Source organism: Paragemmobacter amnigenus (assembly GCF_009908265.2).
GTDB classification, from domain to species: domain Bacteria; phylum Pseudomonadota; class Alphaproteobacteria; order Rhodobacterales; family Rhodobacteraceae; genus Paragemmobacter; species Paragemmobacter amnigenus.
On sequence record NZ_JAAATX020000003.1, the window covers coordinates 282466 to 296060 of the forward strand.

Consider the following 13595-nt stretch of genomic DNA (forward strand, 5'->3'; position numbering starts at 1 on the left):
CCGCCAAACCCTCACCCGTCGGACCGCGCCAGCCCCGCCAGCACCTTGGGATCATAATCCGGCGCGACCGCCCGCCTGCGGTCCGGCTCCACCGCCGCCAGCGGCTCCACCGCGCGCAGCTTCCCCCGCGCCTCCAGCGCCAGCCGCTGGTAGACCGCCGTGCCCCGCGATTTCCACGCGATCTCCTCCGCCGACAGTTCCCGCAGCACCCGCGCGGGCGATCCTACGGCCAGCGAACCGGCGGGGATCACCGCCCCCGCCTTCACGAAGGCCAGCGCGCCGATGATGCTGTCCTCGCCCACCACCGCCTCGTCCATCACCACGGCATTCATGCCGACCATGGCATTGCGCCCGATCCGGCAGCCATGCAGCACCGCGCCGTGGCCCACATGCCCCGCCTCCGCGATCACCACGTCACGGCCCGGAAAGGCATGGACCACGCAGGTCTCCTGAAGGTTCGACCCCGTCTCCATCACGATCCGCCCGAAATCCCCGCGCAGAACCGCACCGGGGCCGACGTAACAGGCAGGCCCGATGATCACGTCCCCGATCACCACCGCGTCGGGATGGACAAAGGCCCGCGGATCGACCACCGGCACGATGCCATCCCACGCATAGATGCGGCTCATTCCGCCGCCACCGCCGCCGCCGGCGGCCAGACCTTTGCCACCATGGTCAGCACGTCATATTGCGCCACGACCGCGCCCGTCTGCTTGGTCACCTGGCAATCCCAGCGCACCTCGCCATGCTCGGCATTGGCGCGCGGGTTGATCTCCTTGCAGGTCAGCCGCACCTGCAGACTGTCCCCGAAATAGACCGGCGTCAGGAAGCGCAGGTTGTCGACGCCGTAATTCGCCAGCACCGGACCCGGCGCGGGGTCCACGAACAGCCCCGCCGCGAAAGAGGCGATCAGATAGCCATGCGCCACGCGGTCGTCGAAGAACGGGTTGGCCTTGGCCGCCGCACTGTCCATATGGGCATAGAAGGTATCGCCTGTGAAATGGGCGAAATGCTCCACATCGGCCTCGGTCACCTGCCGCGTGGCGGTCACCAGCTGGTCCCCGATCCGCAACTCGGCCAGCGACTTGCGGAAGGGATGCACACCCCCCTGCGCCGCGGCCCCCTCGATCCACCGCCCCGTCACCGCAGACAGCAGGCGCGGGCTGCCCTGCACGGCGGTGCGCTGCATGTAATGCTTCACCCCGCGCATGCCCCCCATCTCCTCGCCGCCGCCCGCACGGCCCGGCCCGCCATGCACCAGCGGCGCAAGGGGCGACCCGTGGCCGGTGGACGACTTCGCCGTCTCGCGATTGCCCAACAGCACCCGCCCGTGATGCGGCGCAAGCCCCGTCACCACGGCCGCCGCCACCGCCGGATCGTCCGTAAAGACCGACGCCACCAGCGATCCCTTGCCCTTCGCGGCCAGCACCACCGCCTCCTCGACATCGTCATAGGGCATCACGGTCGACACCGGACCGAAGGCTTCCACGTCATGCACCGCACCCGCCGCGAAAGGCCGGTCGCAATACATCAGCACGGGGTTCAGGAAGGCCCCCGCCGCCGCATCGCCCGACACGACGCGCACCGCATCGGGATCGCCCGCCACAATCTCGGCATCGGCCTGCAACTCGCGGATGCGCGCCCGCACCTCGTCACGCTGGTCAAGGCTCGCCAGCGGACCCATCCGCACCGCCTCGTCCCCCGGCAGGCCCAGCGGCACCTTGCCCAGCCGCTCGCCCAGCGCGGCGACCACCGCCTGCACCTGCGCGCGGGGGACAAAGACCCGCCGGATCGCGGTGCATTTCTGCCCCGCCTTCGCCGTCATCTCGCGCGCGACCTCGCGCACGAACAGATCGAACTCCGCCGTCCCCGCCACCGCATCGGGGCCAAGGACCGACGCGTTCAGACTGTCCGCCTCCATCGTGAAACGGGTGGAATTCTCCACCACCGCCGGATGCGATTTCAGCTTCCGCCCTGTCCATGCCGACCCCGTGAAGGTCACCGCATCCTGTCCCGTCACATGGTCCAGCAGATCCCCCACCGACCCCGACACCAGTTGCAGCGCCCCCTCGGGCAGGATGCCGGTCTCCACGATCCGCCGCACCACCAGTTCGGTCAGATAGGCCGTCTGGCTGGCGGGTTTCACGATACAGGGCACCCCCGCGATCAGCGTGGGCGCGATCTTCTCCAGCATCCCCCAGACCGGAAAGTTGAAGGCGTTGATATGCACCGCCACCCCTTGCAGGGGCGAGAAGACATGCTGCGCCACGAAGGACCCGTCCTTGGACAGCACCTCCACCTCGCCATCGGTCAGCACGCGCGTATTGGGCAATTCCCGCCGCGCCTTGGACGCGAAGGTCAGCATCGTGCCGATGCCCCCCTCGATGTCGATCCAGCCATCCGCCCGCGTCGCGCCCGTATGCAGGCTCTCGGCGTAGAACTCTTCCTTCATCTCCATCAGGCGCAGGCCCAGCGCCTTCAGCATCCCCGCACGGTCATGGAAGGACATGGCGCGCAGCCGCGTCCCCCCCACCTCGCGCCCGTAGGCCAGCGCACCGGCAAAATCGACGCCGGTCGAATCGATCGTTGCCACCACCTGACCGGTGGCAGCATCGCAAAGCGGCTGGCCGTCGCGGGCGCCGGGCGTCCAGCGGCCGGAGACAAAGCTTTCCAGACGGCGCGGGGTGCGGGCCGGGGTGGTCATGGGCATCATCCTTGGATTCGTTCGCGCAAGTGACAGGCGGGGCACGACCGCGCCCCGCCCCGTGATCTCAGTTCAGTCCGGCAGGACCCAGCGTTTCGGCCACCATGGCCTGCCACCGCGCCAGCAATTCCGCATTGGTGGCATGGCGCAGGCCGAAGCGGGCCAGCATCCCGTGCCGCGCCGATCCCGCAACCCCGAAGGTCGCGGCGACGCGGGGCCGCCAATAGGCCACGGCCGCCACCGCCGCGGCACGCCCCGCCTGATCCGCGACCAGACGCTCCAGCCCCTCGACACCCAGCGCGGCATGGCGCGCCTCGCGCGGGGCGATCCCGCGGAAAACCTCGGCCAGCGGCGCATAGGACAGCCGCGTCAGCTCGGTCATCTGCACACCCGTCGCCAGCCCCATCAGCACGTTCATCACCACCGCATCGGCCCAGCCGTCGATCGGGTAATGGAACACCGACAGGCGCATGTCCCCGCCCGTCCGCACCGCGCCCAGATCGGCATCGCGGGCCACACGCGCGGCCCAGTCATGCTGGCGCTGGTAGCGCGCCGTATCCGTGCCGAACTCGGCCATCACGGCCAGCACGCGTTCCGCGTGATCGGCCTTCTCCAGCGTGATCCGGCTGGCCGCGATCCGCTCCTTGATCCCCGGCGCGAAATTGATCGACGCCGCAAACCCCGCCGATGCCGCCAGCTCGCTGTCCACAAAGGACGCCATCAGCCGCAACAGCTCGCCCCGATAGCGCGCCGGCACATTGGCGGGCGAGGTCAGGACGCCCCCCTGCGCCAGATAATCCTCGATATCCATCGCTCCGGCCAAGGCCCCCTCACTCATCGAAGGTCACCACAACCTTGTCGGTCAGCGGGAAGCTCTGGCAGGACAGGACATAGCCCGCGCGCACCTCGTAATCCTCCAGCGCGTGGTTGGTCAGCATCTCCACCTCGCCCTCGATCACCTTGCAGCGGCAGGTCGAACAGACGCCCGCCTTGCAGGAATAGGGCGCGTCCAGCGCATTGCCGATCACGGCATCAAGGATGCTCTGCCCCTGACGCGGCATGGCAAAGCTGCGGGTCGTCCCGTCCAGCGTCACCGTCGCCGTGGTGGCATCGCCCGCCGCCAGATCGGCCTTCGACACCGGCTTGGCCTTGGCCCGCCCGGGCTGGCCACTTGCAAACAGCTCGAACTTGATCTGCCCCTCGGACAGCCCGTGCTCGCGCAAGCTCGCGGCAATGGCCAGCATCATCGGCTCGGGCCCGCAGATAAAGGCGGTATCCACCGACTTGGGATCGATCCAGCCCGCAAACAGCGCCTTCATCTTCGCCGCATCCACCCGCCCCGTGAACAGGTCGATCTCCTGCGCCTCGGTCTCCAGCACATGGATGACCGAAAACCGGCCCAGATAGGTATTCTTCAGATCCTCCAGCTCCTCGCGGAACATGATCGTGCCCACCGCGCGGTTGGCATAGACCAGCGTGAAGCGCGAGGCAGGCTCGTCCGCCAGAACGGTCTTGATGATCGACAGCACCGGCGTGATCCCCGACCCGCCCGCAAAGCCAAGGTAATGCTTCTCGGCCGCCGGATCGACGGGGGTGAAGAACTTGCCCATCGGCGGCATCGCCTCGATCTCGTCGCCGGGCGCAAGGTTCTCGTTCGCCCAGGTGGAAAAGGCCCCGCCCTCCACCCGCTTGATCCCGACCTTCAGCACGCCCTCGTGCCGGCCCGCGCAGATCGAATAGGACCGGCGCAACTCCTCGCCGTCAAAGGCGCGGCGGAAGGTCAGGTACTGGCCCTGCATGAAATCGAACAGCGCGCGGTCCTCCTCGCGCGGGGCCAGCGTCACCACCACGGCGTCGCGGGTTTCGCGGCGGACCTCGGTGACCTTCAGCGGATGAAAGCGAGACATGGGTTCCTCCCGGATATTCTGTCCATCGGGCGCATCCTCAGATGCATTTGAAATAGTCGAAGGGTTCCAGACAGTCGGTGCAGCGGTAGCTGGCCTTGCAGGGGGTCGATCCGAACTGGCTCACCTTTTCGGTTGCCGCCGATCCGCAGCGCGGGCAGGCGATCACCAGATTGGACGTCCCCGCCAGCCGCGAGATGCGCCCCGCCAGCCGCCCGTCGGCGGCGGTGCCGTCCACGGGGGGCGCGATGCCATAGGCGCGCAGCTTCGCGCGCCCCTCGGCGCTGATCCAGTCGGTGGTCCATGGCGGCGACAGACGGCGCTCCAGCCGGACCTTCGCCACCCCCCGCGCGCGCAGGGCGGTCTCGATGTCCAGATTGATCACCCCTGTCGCGGGGCAGCCCGAATAGGTGGGCGTCACCGTCACGACCAGCGTGTCATCCTGCCATGCGACATCGCGGACGATGCCCAGATCGGTCAGGCTGATCACCGGAATCTCCGGATCGGGCACAAGGCTCAGCCAGTGCCACACCGTGTCCGGATCGGGACGCACCACCCCGTCCATGGCTTACCACACACCGCCCGGATAGGCGCGCTGCAGGAACTGCATGTCGGCAAGGATGAAGCCCAGCGCCTCGGTATGCCGCCCCGCCTTGCCGCCCTTGTGCTGGAAGGGCGCGGTCGGAACCGTCAGCGTCGCCTCGGCCATCACCTCGGCCACCAGCGTGGTCCAGCCCGCCTTCAGGCTGGCCGGATCGGGGGCGATCCCCGCCGCCGCCACGGCCTGATCGACCGCATCGCCCATGAACAGCTCGCCCGTATAGGGCCAGAGCAGGTCCAGCGCCTTCTGCATCCGGCGGTGGCTTTCCTCGGTCCCGTCGCCCAGACGGATCACCAGATCGGCCGACCGTTCCAGATGGTAGGCCACCTCTTTCGCCGCCTTCGCCGCGATCTCGGCCACCCGCGCATCGCTCGATCCCTGCAACGCGCGCAGCATCTCCATATGCCATGCGTCGAACAGGAACTGCCGCATCAGCGTATTGCCGAAATCGCCGTTCGGCCGCTCCACCAGCAGCACGTTGCGGAATTGCGCCGCGTCACGGTGATAGGCCAGACGGTCCGCATCGCGCCCCGCCCCCTCGACCTCGCCCGCCAGACCCAGCCACAGCTGCGTCTGCCCGATCAGGTCCAGCGCCGTGTTCGCCAGCGCGATATCCTCTTCCAGCACGGGGCTGTGCCCGCACCATTCCGACACGCGATGGCCAAGGATCAGGCAGTTGTCGCCCATCCGGCACAGCCAGTCGAACAGCGCCTTCTGCTCCACGCCCGACATCACATATGCCCCACTTCGGCGGGGATGTCGAAGAAGGTCGGGTGACGGTAGACCTTGGAATTCGACGGCTCGAACAGCGGGCCCTTTTCCGACGGGGCCGAGGCGGTGATGTCATTCGACTTCACGACCCAGATCGACACGCCCTCGTTGCGGCGGGTATAGACGTCGCGCGCATTGCAGATCGCCATTTCGGCATCCGGCGCGTGCAGGCTGCCGACATGGCGGTGGTTCAGGCCATGCTGGCCGCGGATGAAGACTTCCCACAGGGGCCATTCGCTGGACATCGGTATTTCCTCCCGTCTCGGGTCAAAGGGAAAGGGCGGGCGCGGCGGCCCGCCCGGTGTTTCACTCGGCCGCCATGCGCGCGCTGGCGCGGCGGGCTTCCTGCTTCTTCGCATGGGCCATCAGCCCGTCGCGGAACCACGCGCCGTCCTCCCATGCGGTGACACGCGCCTCCATGCGCTCGGCATTGCAGGGGCCGTTGCCGTTGATCACCTCGAAGAACTCGTCCCAGTCCGGCTCGCTGAAATCGTAGCCGCCCTTCTCCTCGTTCCACTTCAGGTTCGCATCGGGGATCGTCAGGCCAAGATATTCCGCCTGCGGCACCGTCTGGTCGACGAATTTCTGCCGCAGCTCGTCATTGGTGTTGATCTTGATCTTCCACTGCATCGACTGCGCGGAATGGACGCTGTCCTTGTCAGACGGCCCGAACATCATCAGCGCGGGATACCAGAAGCGGTTCATGGCATCCTGTGCCATCTCCTTCTGCTCGGCCGTCCCCTGCAGGCACATCTTCAGAAGTATGTCGTAGCCCTGCCGCTGGTGGAAGCTTTCCTCCTTGCAGATGCGGATCATCGCGCGGCTGTAGGGCCCGTAGGACGTCTTCTGCAACTGCACCTGGTTCATGATGGCCGCACCATCGACCAGCCAGCCCACGGTGCCGATATCGGCCCAGTTCAGCGTGGGATAGTTGAAGATCGAGGAATACTTCATCTTGCCGTTGTGCAGCAGCTCCAGCAGCTCGTCGCGGCTGACGCCCAGCGTCTCGGCGGCGGAATAGAGGTAAAGGCCATGCCCCGCCTCGTCCTGCACCTTGGCCAGCAGGATCGCCTTGCGCTCCAGCGTCGGCGCGCGGGTGATCCAGTTGCCCTCGGGCAATTGCCCCACGATTTCCGAATGGGCGTGCTGCCCGATCTGGCGGATCAGCGTCTTGCGATAGCCCTCGGGCATCCATTCCTTCGGCTCGATCTTCTCGCCACGGTCGATACGGTCCTGAAAGGCACGCTCCTGCTCGGACATCTCCTCGCGGGACTTGGCGCCCTCGGCCTTCACCAGCTGTGCATACATGGATCGATCCTCCCTCAGACTTTCTCGATGATGATGGCGATGCCCTGCCCCACGCCGATGCACATGGTGCACAGCGCATAGCGCCCGCCCGTGCGGTGCAGCTGGTACATGGCCGTGGTGACCAGACGCGCCCCCGACATGCCCAGCGGATGGCCAAGCGCGATGGCCCCCCCGTTCGGGTTCACATGCGGCGCGTCATCCGGCAGCCCCAGATCGCGCAGCGTGGCCAGCGCCTGCGAGGCGAAGGCCTCGTTCAGCTCGATCACATCCATCTGCCCGATGGTCAGCCCCGCCCGCGCCAGCACCTTCTTGGCCGCCGGAGCAGGCCCGATCCCCATGATCCGCGGCTCCACACCCGCCGCCGCCATGGCCACGATCCGCGCGCGCGGGATCAGCCCCTGCGCCGCCGCCGCCTGTTCCGACAGGATCGCCAGCGCCGCCGCCCCGTCATTCACGCCCGAGGCATTGCCCGCCGTGACCGAAAGCTCCGGCCCGTTCACACCCTTCAGCTTCGCCAGCTGCTCGACCGTCGTGCCGGGGCGCGGATGCTCGTCCGTATCCACGACCAGCGCGTCGCCCTTCTTCTGCGGGATGGTCACCGCCGCGATCTCGTCGCGGAACAGCCCCGCCGCCTGCGCCGCGGCCCAGCGCGCCTGCGAGCGTGCGGCAAAGGCATCCTGATCCGCGCGGCTGATGCCGAAATCCGCCGCCACGTTATCCGCCGTCTGCGGCATGGAATCGACGCCGAAGGCCGCCTTCATCTTCGGGTTCACGAAACGCCAGCCGATCGTCGTGTCATAGACCGCATTGGCCCGCGAAAAGGCGCTTTCCGCCTTGGGCATGACAAAGGGGGCGCGGCTCATGCTTTCCACCCCGCCCGCGATGACGAAATCGCAGTCACCGGCCTTGATCGACCGCGCCGCCAGCCCGACCGCATCCATCCCCGACCCGCACAGCCGGTTGACCGTCGTGCCCGGCACGCCCACGGGCATCCCCGCCAGCAGCACCGCCATACGGCCCACGTTTCGGTTGTCCTCGCCCGCCTGATTGGCGCAGCCATAGATCAGATCGTCGACCGCCGACCAATCCACACCCGGATTGCGCGCCATCAGCGCCTTCAGCGGTTCCGCCGCCAGATCGTCGGCCCGCACCTGCGCCAAGGCCCCGCCATAGCGCCCCACCGGCGTCCTGACCGCATCGCATATGAAGGCGTCGCGCATCCTTCCCCCTCGCTCTGTCCGTGGATGGAGACCGGCGATTCCCTATTCGCCGACCGCTCGGTCAATCTTATACACCGCGAAACATCACACGAAAAGTGGGAATTTTGATTCTTCTGTGATGTTTTGTGCCGTGCGGAAATACTCAAATTCAGTCAGAGACTTACTCCGTCAGGAATTCCCCAGAAGCCCCGCGCGCCGCGCCTCGGTCGCTGCCGTTTCGGCGGGCAGCAGACCGTCCACCCCCTCGCAACAGGCCGCCACATGGCGATGCGCGGCGGGCGTCAGCGCCTCGTAAAGCCGCCGGAACAGCGCCCGCGCCTCGGCCCCGTTCCAGTCCGGCGGCAGATGCTCCTCGGGCAGGCGCGGGTCGCGCAGCAGCACGAAACGATAGGCATGGACCAGAAGCAGCCGCGCCACCAAAGCCTCGGCATCGCCCATCCCGCGCGCATCCACCCCGCGGAACAGCGACAGGAACCGCTCATACCCCTCCTGCAAGGCGCGCAGGTCCCAGAACCCCGCGACAGACCCCGCCGAACTGACCCGCCCGGCATGGAACACCGTCGCCCCCTCGGGCGCGGGCTGGCCACGGTCGGGACGGATGAACACCGGCCCGCCCATATGCCCGATCCGCCGCCGCCGCGCCTCGTCCGGCCGCAGCGTCGCATCATGGATGATCTGCCAGCCCTGTGCCGGACGGTCGGTCCCGTAAAGCAGGTCCGCCGCTTCCAGAAAGGCCGCCTGCGCGCTTTGCCGCAACCGGTAATAGCTGCGCCGCCCGATCCGCTCGCCAGCCAGCTGCTCGGCCGCGACCAGCCGCGACACGGCGGTCCGGACCAGCGACTCGTTGATCCCCACCTCGGCGCAAAGCGCGATCAGCGTGCCGGTCCACAGGATCCCCCCGCGCGGCACCACCACATCGCCATAGATCGTGACGATGAACGCAGCCGCATTCAGCCGCAGCTCGCGCAGCGTCTCATCCCTCCACGAAGGCGATTGTCCGACCAAGTCCCATCCCCTGCGCCACCGGCGAAGCAAGGCCATTAGCGCAAGCCGCGAAACCTGTCACCCCTCACGACCGCGCGCAACAGACCGCCCCGGTCCCGAGCGCGTCAAACCGTCAGATGAAGGAAGATGGTGGCGAGGGGGGGACTCGAACCCCCGACCCTGCGATTATGAGTCGCATGCTCTAACCAACTGAGCTACCTAGCCACTGGCGCGCTGCCTACAGACTCCCCCCGATGGCGTCAAGACACGATAAGCAGCGATCGTGATCAGGAATGCGCCACCCTCGGCCGCCCCGAAGCCGTGGCGCTGACCGTGGCCTCGATGAACATGGCGCGCCCCTCCACCTCGGCCTCGCGGATGTCGCGCGCCACGCGGACCTGCACCTCCTCGGCCCCTGCCGCGCGGGCCCGCGCGTCCGCCTCGGCCACCAGCGCGGCCTCCAGCGCCGCCAGCGCCGCGTCGCGGTCGGCAAAGGTGCTGACGCCCCCCGCCAGATGCACCACGAACCGCCCCTCGGCGGGCGAGGTCACGGTCCCCGTCACCCTCTGGCTGACCTGACCCACCACCGCGCCGATGGCATTGGCCACGCCCGCATGCTCGGGCAGCACCATGCGGCAGCCCAGCCGTTCGCCCACCGCCCCGTAATAGGACGGCGCGCTTGCCCCCAGACCGATCACCGGCACGCCCAGCCGCGCCGTGATCTCCACGATCCCGCGATGCCCCGACAGCCCCGCCGCCACCAGCGGATGCCGCGCCAGCGCCTCGGGCACCTCGCCCGCGAAACCGCCATCCTCGGCAAAGGCGGCCTCCAGCAGGCAATCCACCGTCTGCCGCGTCAACTGGTCCACGATCGCCTGCGCCAGCGTCTCGGCATCCGGCGCGAACCGCTCACCCCGCCCGTTGCGCCGCCGCGCCAGCAGCCGCACCGCCTTTTCCGCAGCCAGCCCGTCCCATGCGGACAGCCGCCCCAGAACATGGCTCGCATCCGATGGCGTGACGCCCGCCACCATCACCAGCCCCCGCGCCACCAGCCGCTCCAGCGCCGCCACCTCGAGACGCGATGTCAGCGCCGCCCCCACCGGCATCGGCTCCGTCACCCGCTCCAGCACCGCCCGGTCGCGCGGGCCAAGCCCGCCCGCATTGCCGCCCATCGGGATGACGAAACGCCCGTCATGTTCGCCCACCGCATCGGCCGACAGCCAGCGGTCCAGCGCCGCATGCACCATCGCCGCATGCTTGCCGCCATGATCCGCCGCCAAGAGAGACACCGGCACCAGCCGCCGCGGACCCAGCCGCAACCCGCCCTCCAGCCCCTCGGTGACCAGATGCACCTCGCTGTCGCCGCCAAGGCCCGTGGTCCGCATCGCCACCGCCTCGACCATGGTGCGGAACCCGCCCACCCGCGCGCCCAGCGGGTCGATCTCGGGCAAACCGTCGCGCAAGAGCGCGACATCCGTCGTCGTCCCCCCGATGTCCGACACCAGCGCGTCCTTCTCGCCCGTCAGCCAGCGCGCCCCCACGATACTTGCCGCAGGCCCGCTCAGGATCGTCTCGATCGGCCGCTCGCGCACCATCGCGGCGGAAATCAGCGCGCCATCCCCGCGCACCACCATCAGCGGCGCGTCGATCCCCACCGCGGCCAGATGCCGTTCACAGGCCGCGACCAGCCGGTCGATCATCCCGATCAGCCGCGCGTTCAGGACCGCCGTCAACGCCCGTTTCGGCCCGTTCAGATTGGCTGATAGCTCGTGCGAACAGGTCACCGGCCGCCCCGTCACCCGCCGGATCAGATCGCGCGCCGCCACCTCATGCGCGGGATTGCGCGTGGCAAAACTCGCCGCCACCGCGAAACCCATCACCTGATCGCCCAGCGCCGCCACCTCGGCCTCCAGCCGCGCAAGGTCCAGCGCCGCCACCTCGGTGCCCGCATGGCTATGCCCGCCCGCCAGCCGGATCACCGGATCGCCCTTCAGCGCCTCGACCAGCCCGCCCCGCTCCAGATCCGCCTCGGAAAATCCGATGAAGACCAGCGCCACGCGGCCCCCCTGCCCTTCGACCAGCGCATTGGTGGCCAGCGTGGTCGACAGCGACACCAGCGACACCTCGCGCGGCGCAACCCCCGCCTGCGCCAGCGCGGCATCCACCGCCCGCCCCACGCCCAGCGCCAGATCGCCCCGCGTGGTCAGCGACTTGGCGCTGCCGATCACCCGCGTCGCGGCCTCGTCCACGATCACCGCATCGGTATAGGTCCCGCCGGTGTCCACACCCAGAAAATACGCCATCACCCGCGCCCGTCGCTGTTTCCTGCCCCGCACCTAATGCGCCACGGCGAAAAGATCAGCCCCGAAGGCGACGTTTGCGCGTCGCCCGCCGCCGCCCGCCGCCTTTCCGCTGGATTGCCGCGCGGTTTCACGCCAGACTTCGGCCTGTAACAAGTGTTCCGGTTCCCCATGTCCATCCCGGCCCTGATCGCCCTTGCCTGTCTGGCCCTTGCCGCCCTCCTGCGCGGTCCGCTGCGGATCATCCCGCTCGTAGTGGCCGTGCCCCTCCTGCTGGCGCTCACGGGCAGTTTCCTGCGCACCGAATTCGGCCTGTCCATCGCGGCGGCGCTGCTCGGCTCGGCCCTGCTCCTGATGATCCTTCTCGGCCTGCCCGCGCTGGCGGTCCGCATCCTCCGCCGCAAGACCCGCGCCGCGACCGAGCAGCGCAACCGCCGCCTCGCCGCGATCCGCCGCTCACAGGGCTGACCGGCCCCGCGCCCCCGCCCCCTCGCGCGCCGGACCGCGCGACCGCCGCCTGTGGGCGGGCGGAATCCCCAGCATCGCGCGGTATTTCGCCACCGTGCGCCGCGCCACCACCACACCCTCGGCCCCAAGCGCCGCGACCAGCGCCTCGTCCGACAAGGGCCGCGCCCTGTCCTCGCGCGCCACCATCGCCGCCAGCCGCGCCCGCAATGCCGCCGCCGACGGCCCCTCCTCGCCCACCGCCCCCGAAAACAGCGCCCGCAGCCACAGCGTGCCATGCGGCGTGTCCACGCTCGTGCCCGCCACGATCCGGCTGACCGTGCTCTGGTGCAGGCCCACCGCCTCGGCCACCGACGCCATCGTCATCGGCACCAGCCGCGCCATGCCCCCTGCCAGCACCGCCTCCTGCCGCCGCAGCACCTCGCGCCCCACCTCCAGCAGGGTCGAATTCCGCGCCTCCACCAGCCGGATCAGCGCCCGCGCCGCCCCCTGCCCCTCGCCCCGCCCCGCGCGCACCGACAGCGACGGCAGCGCCGACCGGTTCAGCGACACCATCCACCCCGTCTCGCCCGGCCGCGCGATCAGGTCCGGCTCGCGCACGGGGGCGGCAAAGGCATCGAACTGCGCCCCGGGCTTGGGGTCCAGTCCGCGCAACTGCCGCACCGCCTCCTCAACCTCCGCCTCGGCCACGCCAAGCCGCCGCGCGATCCGCCCCGTCTCGCCCGCCGCCACCGCCGCCAGATCCCCGATCACGCCCAGCATCACCGGCCCCGCGATCCCCTCCGCCTCGGCCTGAAGCCGCAGACACTCTGCCAGCGACCGCGCGAACAGCCCCGCAGGTTCCAGCCGCTGCAACCGTGCCAGCACCGCCGCGACCGCCGCCTCCGTCGCCCCCGCCTCGGCCGCCACCGCCGCCACCGTCACCCCCAGCCAGCCCGACGGCTCCAGCCCCTCGACCAACCGCTCCGCGATCCGCGCCTCGGCAGGCGCCAGCCGCAGCGCCGCGATCCGCTCGGCCAGATGCGCCATCAGGCTCGGCCCCGCGCCCGCCACCCGTTCCGCCACGCCCCCGTCGCGCAGCACCCCGTCCCAGCGCGGCAGCCAATCCCCCACAGGCGGCGGCCCCAGTTGCAGCGCCGGATTCTCCGCCGCCTGCTCCTCCAGATAGCGCGTCAGCCCCACCGCATCCGCCTTCAGCACGCGGATCGACGCCTGCAAGGCCAGCGTCAGGTTCAGACGCTGCGTGGTGGTGACATTGATCCTCTGGCGCGACGGCATGGCCGGACCCTAGGCCCGCTGCCGCCACCGACGCAACAGGCGACATCCCGCCCCCTCGCC

13 protein-coding genes and 1 tRNA gene are annotated in these 13595 nt (G+C 69.4%); 1 reads left to right on the top strand and 13 read right to left on the bottom strand.

Going from position 1 to position 13595, the window contains the following annotated elements; all coding sequences use genetic code 11:
* Window positions 1–11: 11 nt before the first annotated feature.
* The 12 genes from GU927_RS05685 to GU927_RS05740 all read right to left on the bottom strand — a co-directional run bounded on the left by GU927_RS05685 (window position 12) and on the right by GU927_RS05740 (window position 11795).
* Window positions 12–629 carry a transferase hexapeptide repeat family protein gene (locus GU927_RS05685; RefSeq protein WP_161761372.1) on the bottom strand — a complete coding sequence of 206 codons (618 nt, stop codon included), beginning with the start codon at window positions 627–629 and terminating at the stop codon, window positions 12–14.
* Window positions 626–2704 carry a phenylacetic acid degradation bifunctional protein PaaZ gene (paaZ, locus tag GU927_RS05690; protein WP_161761373.1) on the bottom strand — a complete coding sequence of 693 codons (2079 nt, stop codon included), beginning with the start codon at window positions 2702–2704 and terminating at the stop codon, window positions 626–628. Before paaZ ends, GU927_RS05685 begins: the two co-directional genes overlap by 4 nt.
* 67 nt (window positions 2705–2771) lie before the next feature.
* Window positions 2772–3542, bottom strand: coding sequence for a Phenylacetic acid catabolic protein (locus GU927_RS05695; protein ID WP_232489132.1), 771 nt, complete (start codon window positions 3540–3542; stop codon window positions 2772–2774).
* On the bottom strand, window positions 3535–4611 hold the full coding sequence (gene paaE, locus GU927_RS05700) for a 1,2-phenylacetyl-CoA epoxidase subunit PaaE (RefSeq protein WP_161761374.1): 1077 nt from the start codon (window positions 4609–4611) through the stop codon (window positions 3535–3537). The genes GU927_RS05695 and paaE overlap by 8 nt, the downstream gene beginning before the upstream one ends.
* A gap of 37 nt (window positions 4612–4648) precedes the next feature.
* On the bottom strand, window positions 4649–5173 hold the full coding sequence (paaD, locus tag GU927_RS05705; protein WP_161761375.1) for a 1,2-phenylacetyl-CoA epoxidase subunit PaaD: 525 nt from the start codon (window positions 5171–5173) through the stop codon (window positions 4649–4651).
* 3 nt (window positions 5174–5176) lie between these two features.
* The gene (paaC, locus tag GU927_RS05710) at window positions 5177–5941 is read right to left on the bottom strand and encodes a 1,2-phenylacetyl-CoA epoxidase subunit PaaC (RefSeq protein WP_161761376.1); all 765 of its coding nucleotides are present in this window, start codon (window positions 5939–5941) and stop codon (window positions 5177–5179) included.
* Complete coding sequence (gene paaB / locus GU927_RS05715) at window positions 5941–6225, bottom strand: 1,2-phenylacetyl-CoA epoxidase subunit PaaB (protein ID WP_161761377.1); 285 nt, start codon at window positions 6223–6225, stop codon at window positions 5941–5943. The genes paaC and paaB overlap by 1 nt, the downstream gene beginning before the upstream one ends.
* Before the next feature lie 61 nt (window positions 6226–6286).
* Window positions 6287–7288, bottom strand: coding sequence for a 1,2-phenylacetyl-CoA epoxidase subunit PaaA (paaA, locus tag GU927_RS05720; RefSeq protein WP_161761378.1), 1002 nt, complete (start codon window positions 7286–7288; stop codon window positions 6287–6289).
* A 14-nt stretch (window positions 7289–7302) separates the two neighbouring features.
* A complete protein-coding gene (gene pcaF, locus GU927_RS05725) occupies window positions 7303–8508 on the bottom strand; it encodes a 3-oxoadipyl-CoA thiolase (protein ID WP_161761379.1) in 1206 nt (401 codons plus the stop codon).
* A 168-nt stretch (window positions 8509–8676) separates the two neighbouring features.
* Window positions 8677–9513 (bottom strand): PaaX family transcriptional regulator C-terminal domain-containing protein, encoded by an 837-nt coding sequence (locus tag GU927_RS05730; protein WP_232489133.1) that lies wholly within the window; start codon window positions 9511–9513, stop codon window positions 8677–8679.
* A gap of 127 nt (window positions 9514–9640) precedes the next feature.
* Window positions 9641–9717: transfer RNA gene (locus GU927_RS05735), tRNA-Met, on the bottom strand.
* Window positions 9718–9779: 62 nt separating this feature from the next.
* A complete protein-coding gene (locus tag GU927_RS05740) occupies window positions 9780–11795 on the bottom strand; it encodes a hydantoinase/oxoprolinase family protein (RefSeq protein ID WP_161761381.1) in 2016 nt (671 codons plus the stop codon).
* A gap of 168 nt (window positions 11796–11963) precedes the next feature.
* On the opposite strand from GU927_RS05740, the gene GU927_RS05745 reads away from it, so the two are divergent.
* Window positions 11964–12260, top strand: a complete 297-nt coding sequence (locus GU927_RS05745; RefSeq protein ID WP_161761382.1) for a hypothetical protein — start codon at window positions 11964–11966, stop codon at window positions 12258–12260.
* Here the strand turns inward: GU927_RS05745 and rpoN are convergent.
* The gene (rpoN, locus tag GU927_RS05750) at window positions 12249–13535 is read right to left on the bottom strand and encodes an RNA polymerase factor sigma-54 (protein ID WP_161761383.1); all 1287 of its coding nucleotides are present in this window, start codon (window positions 13533–13535) and stop codon (window positions 12249–12251) included. The genes GU927_RS05745 and rpoN overlap by 12 nt on opposite strands.
* Window positions 13536–13595: the final 60 nt, after the last annotated feature.